At 65.8% G+C, this 13,676-nt stretch carries 17 protein-coding genes, 1 other RNA gene and 1 riboswitch; of the genes, 8 read left to right on the top strand and 10 right to left on the bottom strand.

Translation table 11 applies throughout. The annotated features are described in order from the left end of the window. The first annotated feature begins 63 nt into the window (after positions 1 to 63). A riboswitch (SAM riboswitch) is annotated at positions 64 to 177 on the top strand. Positions 178 to 211: 34 nt separating this feature from the next. The 8 genes from RCH15_RS08995 (at position 212) to RCH15_RS09030 (ending at position 6,217) form a co-directional block, all read left to right on the top strand. Continuing rightward, on the top strand, positions 212 to 1,678 hold the full coding sequence (locus tag RCH15_RS08995; RefSeq protein WP_326960171.1) for an aminotransferase class V-fold PLP-dependent enzyme: 1,467 nt from the start codon (positions 212 to 214) through the stop codon (positions 1,676 to 1,678). 87 nt (positions 1,679 to 1,765) lie between these two features. Then, positions 1,766 to 2,542 carry a class I SAM-dependent methyltransferase gene (locus RCH15_RS09000; RefSeq protein WP_326960173.1) on the top strand — a complete coding sequence of 259 codons (777 nt, stop codon included), beginning with the start codon at positions 1,766 to 1,768 and terminating at the stop codon, positions 2,540 to 2,542. 256 nt (positions 2,543 to 2,798) lie between these two features. Further along, on the top strand, positions 2,799 to 4,010 hold the full coding sequence (locus RCH15_RS09005; RefSeq protein WP_326960323.1) for an Nramp family divalent metal transporter: 1,212 nt from the start codon (positions 2,799 to 2,801) through the stop codon (positions 4,008 to 4,010). Between the two features lie 16 nt (positions 4,011 to 4,026). Further along, positions 4,027 to 4,740 carry a metal-dependent transcriptional regulator gene (locus RCH15_RS09010; RefSeq protein WP_326960175.1) on the top strand — a complete coding sequence of 238 codons (714 nt, stop codon included), beginning with the start codon at positions 4,027 to 4,029 and terminating at the stop codon, positions 4,738 to 4,740. Positions 4,741 to 4,778: 38 nt separating this feature from the next. Then, positions 4,779 to 5,228, top strand: a complete 450-nt coding sequence (locus tag RCH15_RS09015) for a fluoride efflux transporter FluC (RefSeq protein WP_326960177.1) — start codon at positions 4,779 to 4,781, stop codon at positions 5,226 to 5,228. Next, positions 5,225 to 5,599, top strand: coding sequence for a fluoride efflux transporter FluC (locus RCH15_RS09020; RefSeq protein WP_326960179.1), 375 nt, complete (start codon positions 5,225 to 5,227; stop codon positions 5,597 to 5,599). Before RCH15_RS09015 ends, RCH15_RS09020 begins: the two co-directional genes overlap by 4 nt. 62 nt (positions 5,600 to 5,661) lie before the next feature. Continuing rightward, a complete protein-coding gene (locus RCH15_RS09025) occupies positions 5,662 to 6,033 on the top strand; it encodes a hypothetical protein (protein WP_326960181.1) in 372 nt (123 codons plus the stop codon). 49 nt (positions 6,034 to 6,082) lie between these two features. Further along, entirely contained in the window at positions 6,083 to 6,217 is a 135-nt protein-coding gene (locus tag RCH15_RS09030) for a hypothetical protein (protein ID WP_326960183.1), read from the top strand. Positions 6,218 to 6,339: 122 nt separating this feature from the next. Here RCH15_RS09030 and ssrA read toward each other — a convergent pair. The 10 genes from ssrA to RCH15_RS09080 form a co-directional block, all read right to left on the bottom strand. Beyond that, positions 6,340 to 6,708, bottom strand: a transfer-messenger RNA (tmRNA) gene (ssrA, locus tag RCH15_RS09035). Positions 6,709 to 6,815: 107 nt separating this feature from the next. Beyond that, positions 6,816 to 7,286 carry an SsrA-binding protein SmpB gene (smpB, locus tag RCH15_RS09040; RefSeq protein WP_326960185.1) on the bottom strand — a complete coding sequence of 157 codons (471 nt, stop codon included), beginning with the start codon at positions 7,284 to 7,286 and terminating at the stop codon, positions 6,816 to 6,818. Between the two features lie 108 nt (positions 7,287 to 7,394). Next, positions 7,395 to 8,810: a peptidoglycan DD-metalloendopeptidase family protein gene (locus tag RCH15_RS09045; protein WP_326960326.1), complete on the bottom strand. Its 1,416-nt coding sequence runs from the start codon at positions 8,808 to 8,810 to the stop codon at positions 7,395 to 7,397. 34 nt (positions 8,811 to 8,844) lie between these two features. Beyond that, positions 8,845 to 9,759, bottom strand: coding sequence for a permease-like cell division protein FtsX (ftsX, locus tag RCH15_RS09050; RefSeq protein ID WP_326960187.1), 915 nt, complete (start codon positions 9,757 to 9,759; stop codon positions 8,845 to 8,847). Then, positions 9,756 to 10,538 (bottom strand): cell division ATP-binding protein FtsE, encoded by a 783-nt coding sequence (ftsE, locus tag RCH15_RS09055; RefSeq protein ID WP_326960189.1) that lies wholly within the window; start codon positions 10,536 to 10,538, stop codon positions 9,756 to 9,758. Before ftsE ends, ftsX begins: the two co-directional genes overlap by 4 nt. A 196-nt stretch (positions 10,539 to 10,734) precedes the next feature. Continuing rightward, on the bottom strand, positions 10,735 to 11,850 hold the full coding sequence (prfB, locus tag RCH15_RS09060; RefSeq protein WP_326960191.1) for a peptide chain release factor 2: 1,116 nt from the start codon (positions 11,848 to 11,850) through the stop codon (positions 10,735 to 10,737). A 152-nt stretch (positions 11,851 to 12,002) separates the two neighbouring features. Further along, complete coding sequence (locus RCH15_RS09065; RefSeq protein ID WP_409016962.1) at positions 12,003 to 12,416, bottom strand: hypothetical protein; 414 nt, start codon at positions 12,414 to 12,416, stop codon at positions 12,003 to 12,005. 77 nt (positions 12,417 to 12,493) lie between these two features. Then, positions 12,494 to 12,973, bottom strand: a complete 480-nt coding sequence (locus RCH15_RS09070; RefSeq protein WP_326960195.1) for a hypothetical protein — start codon at positions 12,971 to 12,973, stop codon at positions 12,494 to 12,496. A 40-nt stretch (positions 12,974 to 13,013) separates the two neighbouring features. Then, positions 13,014 to 13,412, bottom strand: coding sequence for a TadE family protein (locus RCH15_RS09075; protein WP_326960197.1), 399 nt, complete (start codon positions 13,410 to 13,412; stop codon positions 13,014 to 13,016). Positions 13,413 to 13,415: 3 nt separating this feature from the next. Then, on the bottom strand, positions 13,416 to 13,673 hold the full coding sequence (locus RCH15_RS09080; RefSeq protein ID WP_326960199.1) for a hypothetical protein: 258 nt from the start codon (positions 13,671 to 13,673) through the stop codon (positions 13,416 to 13,418). Positions 13,674 to 13,676: the final 3 nt, after the last annotated feature.

The raw sequence follows: 13,676 nt of genomic DNA on the forward strand, positions 1-13,676 counted from the left end.
AAAGCACTTCACAATCCTGCCCTGCCTTTTCTGCGGCAGCAGGCATGGCCTACGCTCGAAAAAGGTCACGAGTGCCAGCGCGAAACCCCGGTTTGCTGGCCGGCAACCCTCCATTCGCGGCGGGGTGCCCCGGGTGACGACCTGGCCGGTCCTGAATGGACCCGGCAAGCGCGGATTCCCGGCACGGGGGTCCATTTTCGAGCGAGGTCCCATGCCAACTGCCACCATTCCCGTACCCCGTCCCGCGGCTCCTGGACGTCCGGCCAGGACCGGACCGGCCGCTACCCGGGCGCGACTTGCCGTCGCCCGCCGGCCGCTGGCCGCGGTGACCGGCGCGGAGATCCAGGCGCCGCTGATCCAAGGGGGGCATGTGCGTTACGCCAACCTGGATTACGGCGCTTCGGCTCCGGCCCTCTCCGTCGTCTCGGCCTACCTCAACGAGATCCTGCCGTTCTACGCAAGCGTTCACCGCGGTGCCGGTTACGCCTCCCAGATCAGCACCTCCGTCTACGAAAACGCCCGCAACGTAGTCCGGGATTTCGTCGGCGGCCGGCCGGATGATGCGGTGATTTTTACCCGCAACACCACTGATTCCCTGAACCTGCTGGCGGGGTGCCTGCCCGTCGTCGACGGCGTTTCCGCCGGTGAGGTGCTCTACCTCGACATCGAGCACCATGCCAACCTCCTGCCGTGGCAGCGTGTGCCGCACCGCAGCGTCATCGCTGCACCGACTCTCGCCGGCACCCTGGAACTGCTCGGCGGGGAACTCGCCTACGGCGGAGTGAATCTGCTCGCCGTCACTGGCGCCTCCAACGTCACCGGTGAGATCCTGCCGGTCCGGGCCCTCGCCGCCCTGGCGCACGAGTATGGCGCCCGGATCGTCGTCGATGCCGCGCAGCTGGCGCCGCACCGGCGGATCGATATGGCCGCTGACGGCATCGACTACCTTGCCTTTTCCGGCCATAAGCTTTACGCCCCGTTCGGAGCAGGTGTGCTGATCGGCCGCACCGACTGGCTCGACGCCGGAACGCCCCATCTGGCCGGCGGCGGAGCCGTGCAGGATGCCCGGATCGATACAGTCAGCTGGACCACCGGCCCCGCACGGCATGAAGGCGGCTCCCCCAACGTCCTCGGCGCTGCCGCCCTGGCCCGGGCCACCCAGGTCATCGCCGGCCTGGACGCGGAGCAGTGGCGGGGCCACGAAGACGCCATCCGCGCGTTCCTCGTCGAAGGCCTGGCCGGAATCGATGGTGTCACGGTCCACCAGATCTTCTCGGACAGCGCTTCATTCGACGCTGCCGCGGGCTCCGTGTCCGGCACCGGCACGATCGGCGTCGTCAACTTCTCTCTGGAAGGCTACGACGCGGGTCTGGTGGCGGCGTACCTGTCGGCCGAACACGGCATCGGGCTGCGCGACGGCCGGTTCTGCGCGCATCCGCTGCTCCGCCGGCTTGGCCTGCCCTCGGGCTCGCTGCGGGCAAGCTTCGGCCTTGGCTCCCGGCTGGAGGACGCCCAGCGGCTGATTTCCGGCATTGAGGAACTCCGCCGGAACGGTCTCGGGTGGGACTATGTCGTGGACACGGGACGCTGGGTGCCGTCCAATGACACCCGCAGTTACCCGCACTGGGCCCCCAACACCCCCGGCACCGCCGGCGCGGCCCCCTGCACCCTGGACTGACAGAGCGGACGGAGCAGGAAACACGGGCGCTGCCACGTGCGGTAAATTCGACAGGTACCCATCCGGATCTGCCGAAGGAGATCGCACGTGGCAAGCGGCGGACCCAAAGCTCACGGCGGCCCCCAGCTCGATCAGGAACGGCGCCGGGAGCTGGGGCAAAGCTTCCAGGACGGCGGGGAACACTATGACCGTGTCCGTCCCGGGTACACGGCCGAGTCGGCCGACTGGCTGATCCCCGCCGGCGCCGTGGACGCCGCGGACCTCGGCGCCGGGACCGGGAAGTTCACGGCGCTGCTCGCCGGGCGCGGCCTGCACACCGTGGCCGTCGACCCCTCCGCCGGCATGCTTGAACAACTCCGGCAGGCACTGCCCGGCGTGTCCGCCGTCGAGGGCACCGCTGAGCACACCGGCCTGCCCGGCGGCGCGTTCGACGTCGTGACCGTCGCCCAGGCCTGGCACTGGTGCGATCCGCTGCGAGCCAGCACGGAAATCGCCCGGATCCTCCGTCCGCACGGCACCCTGGGGCTGATATGGAACCAGCTGGACACGTCTGTTCCCTGGGTGCACCGGCTCTCACGCATCATGCACGCGGGAGATGTTCACAAACCGGACTTCATCCCGCCGCTTGGCCCGGAATTCACGGGGTTGGAAAGCCACCTCACCCGGTGGGACGATCCGCTGCGGACGGCGGACATCCTGGAACTGACCAAGTCCCGCAGCTACTACCTGGCCGCCGGAGCGACCGCCCGCGCCAGGGTGCTGGGCAACCTTGACTGGTATCTGCACGAACATCTGGGGCATGGCCCCGGGGACGTCATCGCACTGCCCTACCTCACGCAGAGCTGGCGGGCCATCCGGGCCTGAGGCCGGTGCAGCCGGACCTTCCCGGTGGCGGTGAGGACCCTCACGTTGCCCTGACCCGCCGCCCTGGCTTATGGTTTCGGTACGCCTAAAAGTTATTTATAGGCAGATGGAACTCCGGTGCCGGCACCTATCCCGCCACCGGCCGCGTCACTGCCGACGCACCTACCCAGGGAGCCTTGCCGTGCTGGATGTAACAGGACACGAATTCGCGGCTCCGGACCTGCCGCCACGGCGGCTACCGGGCGGCCGCCGGGCCATGATCGGCCTGCTCGGCCCGGCGTTCGTTGCCGCGATAGCCTACGTGGACCCCGGCAACGTCGCCGCCAATCTGACGGCCGGCGCCCAGTACGGCTACCTCCTGGTCTGGGTACTGGTGGCCGCCAACATCATGGCCGTGCTGGTGCAGTACCAGTCCGCCAAGCTCGGCATCGTTACCGGAAAGAGCCTTCCCGAGATCCTCGGTGAGCGACTCAAGCCCTTTTGGCGCCGGGCGTTCTGGGTGCAGGCCGAGATCGTCGCCGCTGCCACGGACCTGGCCGAGGTGGTGGGCGGAGCGATCGCGCTCTATCTGCTGTTCGGGTTGCCGCTGCCCCTGGGCGCCGTCATTGTCGGCGGCGTCTCCATGGCCCTGCTCGCCGTGCAGGCCCGGAACAGGCAACGGCCCTTCGAGTTCATCATTATGTTCCTGCTGGGCATCATCACCATAGGGTTCCTTGCCGGCCTCTTCATCAGCCCCCCCGATCCCGCGGGAGTCGCGGCCGGCCTGATACCAGGCTTCCAAGGACCGGACACCGTGCTGCTGGCGGCCAGCATGCTCGGCGCCACGGTGATGCCCCACGCAATCTACGTCCACTCAGCCCTGTCCCGGGACCGGCACCGTCCCAACCCCCATCTCCATGTGCCGCCGACGGCACTGGCCCGGCTTGTCCGGGCCACCCGCTGGGACGTGGTGGCAGCCCTCGCAGTCGCCGGCATCGTCAACGTCGGGATGCTGCTGCTGGCCGCCTCGACGCTGGGTGGCGAAGAGGGCACGGACACCATCGAGGGAGCCCACGCAGCCATCACCGCCAGCCTGGGCCCGGTCGTCGGCGTCGTCTTCGCCGTTGGCCTGCTCGCCTCCGGCCTGGCCTCCACGTCCGTCGGCTGCTACGCGGGCGGATCCATTATGCAGGGGCTGCTCAAGATCCGGATCCCGCTGATGGTCCGCCGGGTGGTCACCCTCATCCCGGCCGTGGTGCTCTTGAGTGTCGGCTTCGATCCCACCTGGGGTCTGGTTCTCAGTCAGGTCGTCCTCAGTTTTGGCATTCCCTTCGTGCTCGTCCCCCTGGTCGTCCTGACCAGTAACAAGGCGCTGATGGGCCGCTTCGCGGATGGGATGCCACTGCGCATTGCCGCCATCATCAGCGTGGTCCTGGTGGTGGCTCTCAATCTGGTCCTGCTGTGGCTCACGTTCTCCGGCGCCGCCTGACGGTAGGCTGGTGGCTGTGAAAACCAGCCTGCCCTCCTCCTCGATCGAGGACTACGTCAAGGTCATCTACTCCTTCACGGAGTGGCAGGACAAGCCCATCACCTCCACCCAGCTGGCCCAACGCCTCGGCGTCGCCAATTCCTCGGTCTCGGAGATGGTCCGCAAACTCAAAGACCAGGGACTGGTGGACCATCAGCCCTACAGTGCCGTAACACTCACGGCCGGGGGTATCCGGCTGGCGCTGTCCATGGTCCGGCGGCACCGGCTCATTGAGACGTTCCTGGTGCAGGAGCTCGGCTACCGTTGGGACGAAGTCCACGACGAGGCCGAACTCCTGGAACATGCGGTTTCGGAAACCTTCATCGAGCGGATGGCAGCCAAGCTCGGAAACCCTGTCCGGGATCCGCACGGCGACCCGATCCCGGCGGCAGACGGTACTGTGCTGATGCCGGCCGCCCACCGGATGAGCGAGCTCGACGACGGGCACACCGGCCGGATCACCAGAATCAGTGACGAAAACCCCGAGCTCCTGCGCTACCTTTCCGCCGAACACATCGATCTTGACGCCGACGTCGAGGTGGTGGGCCGCAAACCTTTCGGTGGCGCGCTCGTGGTGCGCATCGGATCCGGTGCGGCCCGGCAGGACGTCGACCTCGCCGAGGAAGTCGCTTCCGCCCTCTGGGTTTTCAGCGACACTGCCCACCCCGGCTGCAGCCTCGAGCGGCTCTGAGTGCGGGCCGTGTGGACCGGAGCGCTGGTGTGAAACGGATGGCGAAGGAACCTTCTCCGGCGGCCCCCTCCGCGCGGCCTGCCCTCCCGGGCTGGAGCGTGTGGGCAGCGGTGGCCGTCGGCGGGCTGATCGGCACGGAATTGCGGTATGGAGCGGGACTGATGTTTCCTGAGGCAGCGGGGACAATTCCCTGGACCACGCTGGTGGTAAATGTCCTCGGGAGCTTTGTCCTGGCCACCCTCACCACAGTCTGGATTGCACGGCCCAAAACCGCGTTCTGGCTCCGGGCGGGGCTTGGCCCCGGGCTGCTGGGGTCCTTCACCACCTTTTCGGCGGTGGTCTTCGTCATCGACCAGCAATTTCGGGGCGGCTTCCATGCCAGCTGGCTGGCCTACCTCGGGCTCTCGCTTGTCCTGGGGCTCGCCGCTGCCGCCGCCGGTTGGAAGACCGGAAAAGCCGTGGCCGATCTGGCCGGCGGGGCGTCATGATCACCGCCGTCCTCGTCGGGGCTTTCGGGATCGCAGGCGCCTTGCTGCGGTTCGCCGTCGACTCCTGGTTTGCGCACCACAGGGGACCCCATCCCCACTGGCCCTGGGCGACACTGGCCGTGAACGTGGCCGGCTCCTTCATCATTGGCGCTGCCCTCGGGGCCACCGCGCAGCTGGGGCTGGGGCCCGAATGGCAGGCCGGTCTCTCCACCGGGCTGGCCGGCGGGCTTACCACCTTCAGCTCCTGGACCACCGCGACGGTGCGCCTGATGAGTGAGGCGCGGTACCGCGCCGCCGCTCTCAACATCGGTGTTAACCTGATCGCTGGCTTGGCCGCAGCCGGACTTGGCCTGGCCGTCAGCGCCCTGTGACAAGCCTTACCCCTGCCCGGCGGAGGCGGTCCGGGGCCTCTGCCATCGCGTATCGTTGAAGAATGGTTACCCGTCGTGTTGCAGCCCAGATCCTCGACATTCCGCTGGAGATGGCGCACCGTCACGGTATTCCGTCCCGCCTGAGCGACGACGAGCTCAGTGAACTTCTCGACAATCCCCCGCAGTGGCTGATCCAGTCCAAAGAAAACCGGACCGGCAAACGCCCGGTGTGGGTCCAGCTCACCTGTGCCGTGTGCGGCTTCTCCGAGGCGGCCCGCCCCAAGAAGTGGTGGCCGGACTTTACGTACGTGTGCTGCGCGCACCATTCGTCGGTCGAGATCCCCGGCACCGGCGCCGGCTTGGTCCGCAGCGAGTACGAAGGTGTGGGCAGCCGCTTCGTTGGCATCGTGGACGTTGCGGTGCCCGAGGCGTAACTTATTAGCACGGGGCCAAACCGGTCCCCTGCTGTTAGGGAGAGCCTGAATGCCTGACAAATCACCGCACCGGCACCTGACCAAGAAGCCGGTGAAAACCATCAAGGAAAAGCGCGCCGAGAAGAAGTCCAAAAACGTCGCGGAGACCCACGCCGACCCGGTTGCCCACATCAAGAAGCGCTGAGCGGGTTCCTGGCCGGGGCACCGCTCCTGCGACCATTCCGGCAAAGCAAAAGGCCGGAAGCTGAGGCTTCCGGCCTTTTGTCTGGAACTATACGGGGTGGAACGCCGTTCCCGGCGCACCCATGGTGGAGATGGGGGGAATTGAACCCCCGTCCGATGTCGTGTTGTCAGGGCTTCTCCGGGCGCAGTTTGCGGTGGATTTTCTCGGCCCCAGCCATGCTACAAACAGCTGGCTGATCCGGGCCCAGTCATCTAAGAGTCCCGTTCACCCCGATGACGGGGGTAAACAGCAGTGGCTATCTAAATGACGCCAGGATCCGGGGCAATAGCAACCTCGGGCTGACGGACTGTCTTACTGCTTAGGCAGCGAGAGCGAAGTCAGTGCGTTTTGATTCGGCACTTATTGGTTTGCAGACAGCGTTTACGAGATAATTCTGCATCCTCGGCCCGCTTCACCTGTCGCGACTAACATCGTCGAAACCGATCATCCCCGTATTTTTTTATCAAACCCGTTAAGGATCTTGCGGATCCCTCCCGGACTACCAAGCATAACGCACATGTCCGCCGTTTGATTCCCGCGGCATGCGCGGCGGGGACCGCTAGCGCCGGTTCCGCTCGCGCATGACGCGCAGGGCCTCGCGTTTGTCCTGCTGCTCACGCAGGGTCTGGCGTTTGTCGTACTCTTTCTTGCCGCGGGCGACGCCGATCTCCACTTTCGCCCGGCCATCCACGAAGTACAACTGGAGCGGGACGATCGTGAAACCTGATTCGCGGATCTTATGCGAGATTTTTGTCAGTTCGTCGCGGTGCAGCAGCAGCTTCCGACGGCGGCGGGCGGCGTGGTTGGTCCAGCTCCCCTGGTGGTACTCGGGGATGTGGATACCTTCCATCCACAGCTCATCGTTATAGAAGGTGCAGAAACCGTCGACCATGGAGGCATGGCCTTCGCGAAGGGACTTTACTTCGGTTCCCATCAGCGCAATCCCGGCCTCGTAGGTATCGAGGACGTGGTAGTCATGCCGGGCCTTGCGGTTGGTGGCCACTACCTTACGGCCACTTTCTTTCGGCACGGTGGAACTCCTTGAATCGATGGGGAAGCCGTGCGCCGGAACAGCGCGGGCTTCTTCCAGTTTACGGCAGGGCCGCGGCCCGGCCCCCGGCCTTCCGCTGCAGGCGGATCAGAGCAGGTTCATCGGGTCAACGGCGCGGCCGTTGAGCCAGGTTTCAAAGTGCGAATGGCAGCCAGTGGAGTTGCCGGTGGTGCCGGAATAAGCGATCAGCTGGCCCCGGCTGACCTGCTGGCCGGGCGAGACCACGACGGAGGTGTTGTGGTAGTAAATCGTCGTCAATGAGTTGCCCTGGACCACACCGTGGGAAATCTTCACGTTGTTGCCACCGCCGTCGTTGGCCCAGCCGGCTGAGAACACGGTTCCGGCCGCGGCCGCGAACACCGGGGTGCCACAGGCAGCGCCGAAATCAATACCGGTGTGCATGTAGCCACCCTGGCCATAGAAGTCGATGGTGCCTGGCGGAGTTGCCCGCCAGCCAAAGCCTGAGGTGATCGGAACACCATTGAGGGGATGCTGCAGGCCGAAGGCCGACGGTGATCCTGGCGCGGCGGGCACATACGGCGCCGGCTTGGCCTGGGCCTGGCCCTGGGCGCGGGCGGCTGCGGCAGCCGCAGCAGCGGCGACCTCCGCGATGCGGCGCTGTTCGGCTTCATAGGCCTCACGCAGCATGCGGTCGCGCTCGGCGATGTCCGCCGCCACAGCGTCTTGCTGGGTCTTGACCTGGGCCAGCTGGGTCTGGATCGCCGGTTTGGCGGCCTGGAGCTCGGCATCGAGCCGGGTGGTGTCGGCGATGAGCTTGTCCACCTGGGACTTCTTGGCTTCGGCCTCGTCGCGGGCGGCCTGTTCGCGGGCCAGTGCGGCATCGGCTTTGGCCTTGAGGTCCTTGATTTCGGTTTCCACCGCTTCGAGCCGGGCCTGGGAGTTAACGTTGGTGGCGTTCTGCTGGGTCAGCTTGTCCATTGCGGAGTTCTGGCTTCGCATCGCCTGGTCGGCAAGGTCGATCGTCTCCGTGAGGCTGCCGCCGTTGTTGGAGCCGAAGAAAAGTGAAAGGTTGGAGGGAACCCCGCCGGACTTGTAAGCCTGGGTGGCGATCTGCCCGATCAGCTTCTTCGTGTCGGCGATTTTCTGCTTGTCCGTCTCAAGCTGCTGGGTGAGCTTGGCTTTGTTCTGCTGAGCCAGATCCACCCGGGCGGCGAGGGCTTCGGATTCCTTGACGGCGCCGGCCACGCGTCCCTGGGCTTCGAGCAGGGCCTGCTGCGCACCGGGGAGCTGGCCCTGGTACAGGACGAGGTCCGAGGCGGCCTGGGCGATCCGGGAGTCCACAAATTCGAGGGAATGCTGAACGCGGGCTGCTTCTTCCCGGAGGGCTGCCTGCTGGTCCTCCAGGGTGTCGGCGAAGGCCACCGGCGTCGAGGCCCCCATGCTCGCCGCCAGGACGAGCGCCAGCACCGCGCTTACGATGCGGCTGCGGCGACCCGCCTGGCAGGGGCGGATCGGAACCGACCGCGGGGCGGTCCGGCGCATCGCTGTCATGGGGTGTCCTTTTTCGTTTTGCACGCTAGACCCTCAAGTATCGACGAAGGGTCAGGAGAGATGATACGCCTGCCAGCAGTACGCCAAGGCCGATCAGTGCCGGCGCCAGGACAAGGGTCTGACCTGCGGAGATAAAAGGGGTGTCCGGATACTGCTGGGACAGGTAGCCGCCCAGGAAGAAGTGCGCCACCGCCCACAACGTTCCCGAGGCGAGGGCCGCGCCGATTACGGCGGCGATCACGCCTTCGAGGATGAACGGGAGCTGGATCACCATCTTTGAGGCCCCGACCAAACGCATGATGCCTGTTTCCCGCCGCCGGCTGAACGCTGATAACCGGATGGTGGTGGCTATGAGCAAAATGGCGCAGATGATCATCACGCCAGCGACACTGACGGCCACGAGGGACGCGGCGTTCATGACGGAGAACAGCCGCTCCAGGAGCTGGCGCTGGTCGATCACCGTTTCGACGCCGCTCTGGGAGGAGAAGGTCTCGCTGATAATCTGGTATTTCTCCGGATCCTTCATGTTGATCCGGAAGGATGCCGGGAGCTGGTCGGGCGTTACCGAGTCGACGATCGGCGAGTTGGAGAACTGTTCCTTGAAGTGCTTGTAGGCATCGTCCTTGGACTCGAACTGGAAGTCGTTGACGTACTGGGCCACCGCGGGCGATTGAAGGAGCTTGGCCACGTTGTCCTGCTGTTCAGGGGTGGCGGGGCCGCTGGCACAGCTGGCCGCCGCCGAGCCGTCACTGCAGAGGAAGATGGCGACCTGGACCTTGTCGTACCAGTAGCCCTTCATCTGGTTGATCTGCAACTGCAGCATGCCGGCTGCGCCGACGAACGTCAGCGACACGAACGTCACCAGGATGACCGAAACCACCATGGAAAGGTTGCGGCGCAGGCCGCTGCCGATTTCGGCGAGAACGAATTGGAGCCTCACAGCTGGCCCTCCCCTGCGGCCGGCGCTGCGGCGGCGGCCTCGGGGTCCCGCCCACTGGCATCCCGCAGGCGGCGGGACTGTCCCACCACCGGAATCATGGACGTATAGAGCGCCTTGGCCTCGTCCCGGATGATGACACCGTTATGGAGTTCGACGACGCGTTTGCGCATCTCATTGACGATGTCGTCGTCGTGGGTGGCCATGACCACGGTGGTGCCGTTCTGGTTGATCTTGTCCAGTACCCCCATGATGCCCATGGACGTGGTGGGGTCCAGATTGCCGGTGGGCTCATCGGCCAGCAGGATGCCCGGCCGGTTGACGACGGCGCGGGCGATCGCCACGCGCTGTTGCTCGCCACCGGAGAGTTCGTGCGGAAGACGGTTTTCCTTGCCTTCCAGTCCGACGGTCTTCAGGACCTCGGGGACGGTGTCACGGATGACGCTGCGGCTCTTGCCGATTACCTGCATGGCGAACGCGACGTTGGCGAAGACAGATTTCTGGGGCAGCAGGCGGAAGTCCTGGAACACCACGCCGATGCCGCGCCGGAGCCTGGGCACCCGCCAGCTGGAGATGTTCGCAACGTTTTGGCCGGCCACATAGACGGCGCCGGAGGAGGCGCGGTCCTCTTTGAGGACCAGCCGCAGGAACGTCGATTTACCGGAACCCGAGGCGCCGACGAGGAAGGCGAATTCGCCACGGTCGATCTCAAGGTTGATCGAGTCCAGCGCTGGTCGCGCCGTCTGGTCGTAGACCTTGGTGACATTTTCGAAACGGATCATGGCCCTAAGTACCCTGCAGGACATGGACGGATACGGTCCAGAGCTGCCGCCGGTGCGCGGGCTTTCTAGTGGGGGAAGTAGAGCTCCGGCTTCTCGACTATACGCACGGGCTTCGGAGGATGCGCCCGCGCACGGGGCGTGTCGCAGGATTAGACCCGAGCGACGCATGTGACACAAGAGGCGACTGGTACGTACTTTAGCTCTCTGCGTTGCGGTTGTCGGTGCGCCAACGGATGCCGGCGTCGATGAAGTCATCGATCTCACCGTCAAACACGGCCGAGGTATTGCCGACCTCGTACTCCGTGCGGAGGTCTTTGACCATTTGATACGGGTTCAGGACGTAGGAGCGCATCTGGTCGCCCCAGGAGGCCTTGACGTCGCCTGCAAATGCTTTCTTCTCCGCGTTCTCTTGTTCCTTCTTCAGCAGCAGGAGCCTGGACTGCAGCACCCGAAGGGCGGCTGCCCGGTTCTGCAGCTGTGATTTCTCGTTCTGCATCGAGACCACGGTGCCGGTGGGGATGTGGGTCAGGCGGACGGCGGAGTCGGTGGTGTTGACCGACTGTCCGCCGGGGCCGGAGGAACGGAAGACGTCGACACGGATCTCGTTGTCCGGGATGTCGATGGAGTCGGTCTGCTCGATCAGTGGAATGACTTCAACGGCAGCGAACGAGGTCTGACGGCGGCCCTGGTTGTCGAAGGGGCTGATCCGGACCAGGCGGTGCGTTCCGGCTTCGACGCTGAGCGTTCCGTAGGCATATGGTGCCTTGACCTCGAATGTGGCGGACTTGAGACCGGCTTCTTCGGCATAGGAGGTGTCCATGATGGTGGTCGGGTAACCGTGGCGTTCGGCCCATCGCAAATACATCCGCAGCAGCATCTCGGCGAAGTCCGCCGCGTCCACTCCCCCGGCACCGGCTCGGATGGTCACAACGGCTTCGCGCTCGTCGAATTCCCCGGACAGGAGGGTCACAACTTCAAGGTCCTTGAGTGCTTTGCGGATCGAGTCCAGTTCCGTGGCGGCTTCGCCCATGGAAGCGGCGTCGTCCTCGTCCTGGCCCAGCTCCACGAGGACCTCGAGATCGTCGATCCGGGACACCAGAGAGTCCAGGCGCGCCAGTTCTGACTGGCGGTGCGAGAGCCGCGAGGTGATCACCTGCGCTGCCGCGGGATCATCCCACAGGTTGGGTTCGCCGGCCCGTTCGCTGAGTTCGGCGATGTCCTCCTTCAGCGCGTCCACATTCGAAACGTTTTCGATCGAGACGTAGGTGGCGCGGAGTGCTCGGATTTCTGCGGGAAAATCAATGTTTGCCATGGTTTTTTAACCCTACGCTATCCGTGCGGGCGGCCCGCACGGGGCCGCCCGCCCACTCGGACGTTCCCGGTCGGCCCCGCCCCGCAAGACCCGCCCCGCAGGACCCGCCGGGCGACCGGCCGGGCGACCGGCGCGGGACAACCGGCCCGGGCCTACCGTGTGAGCCGGGAACGCGCCGTCGAGCTGGCTTCGATCCGGATGCCGTCCGGGACAAGAAAGTTGACTACCGGCGGATGCACCGCGGCGCTCAGGACCACGACGGCGGTGGAACCGTCCGGGCTTCCTGTCCCCGCTCCGACGGTGAGCCCGCTGAACCGGGAGAAGGCGCCGCTCCGGTCCAGGAACTCGGCGGCGGCCCCGCGCACGCGGGCGCCGGTCAGGATGGCGGTGGGGCTGGCCCCTCCGGATTCAAGCTGTCCCAGGGTGAAGCTGTCTGCGGCCGCCACCGAAGCGCCGTCGGCCATCGAAAGGAGCTTCTTGTGCTCGATATAGAGGCTGGACGCAGCGGCCACCACAGTGGTGAGCAGCAGCGCCAGAAGCACGTAGCCGATGATCAGCACCATCATTTGCCCGGCGTCGCGCTGCTGGCCGCCGTGTGCTGGCCGGAGCGGGCGCCGGGGTCCGGCCCGTTTCCCACTCCCGGTCATCGGAACCGGCCAACCAGCTGTGTCGCGGAGGCGCTGAGCCGGCCGGCGTTCAGGTCCAGCACGCCGCTGAACGGAAGGAACGGCAGCGGCACCGTCAAATGGACAGTGACTGTCACGGCGGAGCCTGCCGCCATGCAGTCTGCCGGTGCACAGCTGGTCTCGACTTCGGCGTCCGTTGCTGTGAGCCCATGGTCCGCGAGCGCCAGCAGCACAGCTTGCTCGGCGGCTGCCTGGCCGGCTGCGGCGTCGGGCTGGGCGACGAAGACCTTGGCGGCCTGGTCTGCCGCGCCCACCACTGCAAAGGAGCCGCCCTGGAGCTGGGCCATCGTGATGATGAAATAGACCAGCGGCACCATCAGCAGCAGGGACAGGAACGTGAATTCAACGACGGCGCTTCCCCGTTCGGCTACGTCCTCACCGGTGCAGCCCTGAGCTTCAGCGGTGCAGCCCTGAGCGCAGGCGCGCGGAACTTTCATCCGGGAGCAGGCCTCCGGTACCTGCCGGCTGCCGGCCCTTTTAAGGCTGGACAGCGGCATGCCCCTTCACCTCCAGTACGGCCCGGGGCCCAATGAGTCCGATGATGGGCAGGGGTGCCCGGACGGTGATTTCCAGCGTTCGGATGCCCTGGTAAGTGGTTTCGCTCGTGGTCACGTCGGTAGCGAAGTCCTGGTTCAAGGCCACGCCGATCAGCTGGGCGGTCCTGTCCCGTGCGTCCGCGGAACCGCGGTCCGCGAGCGTGCCATACCTAGCACCCGACGCTGCGGCGTCGATCAGAGTATTCCGGACGTGAAGAACAAGGGTGAGCTGGACAATGGCGAGAAAGAACAGCGTCAGCAGGCCACCCACGAGGACGAAATCCACCACGGCCGAACCTCGTTCGTCGGTTCCGCCGTGGCCGCCGCCTGCCGGACGCACGTGCTACTGCCCCACTTTGTCCATGGCCTGGTTAAACAGTCCTTCGAGCGCCGGCCCCGCGAGGGCGAGGAGGGCGGCCACCAAAACTGCCGACATGAGGGTGATCATGACCCAGCCCGGCACGTCACCCCGCTCGCGGTGGTCGCCGGGAGATTCAGGACGCTTTCCCCTTCCCTTCTCAGCCCTGCGGGTTTGGACCAGCCCGGGCATCAGGCTGGTGGTGTAGAGCAAGAGCGCCATGCGGTACAGGATCTGCTTCATTGG

Origin of the sequence: Arthrobacter sp. MP_M4 (assembly GCF_035984855.1) — a bacterium.
Classification (GTDB): domain Bacteria; phylum Actinomycetota; class Actinomycetes; order Actinomycetales; family Micrococcaceae; genus Arthrobacter.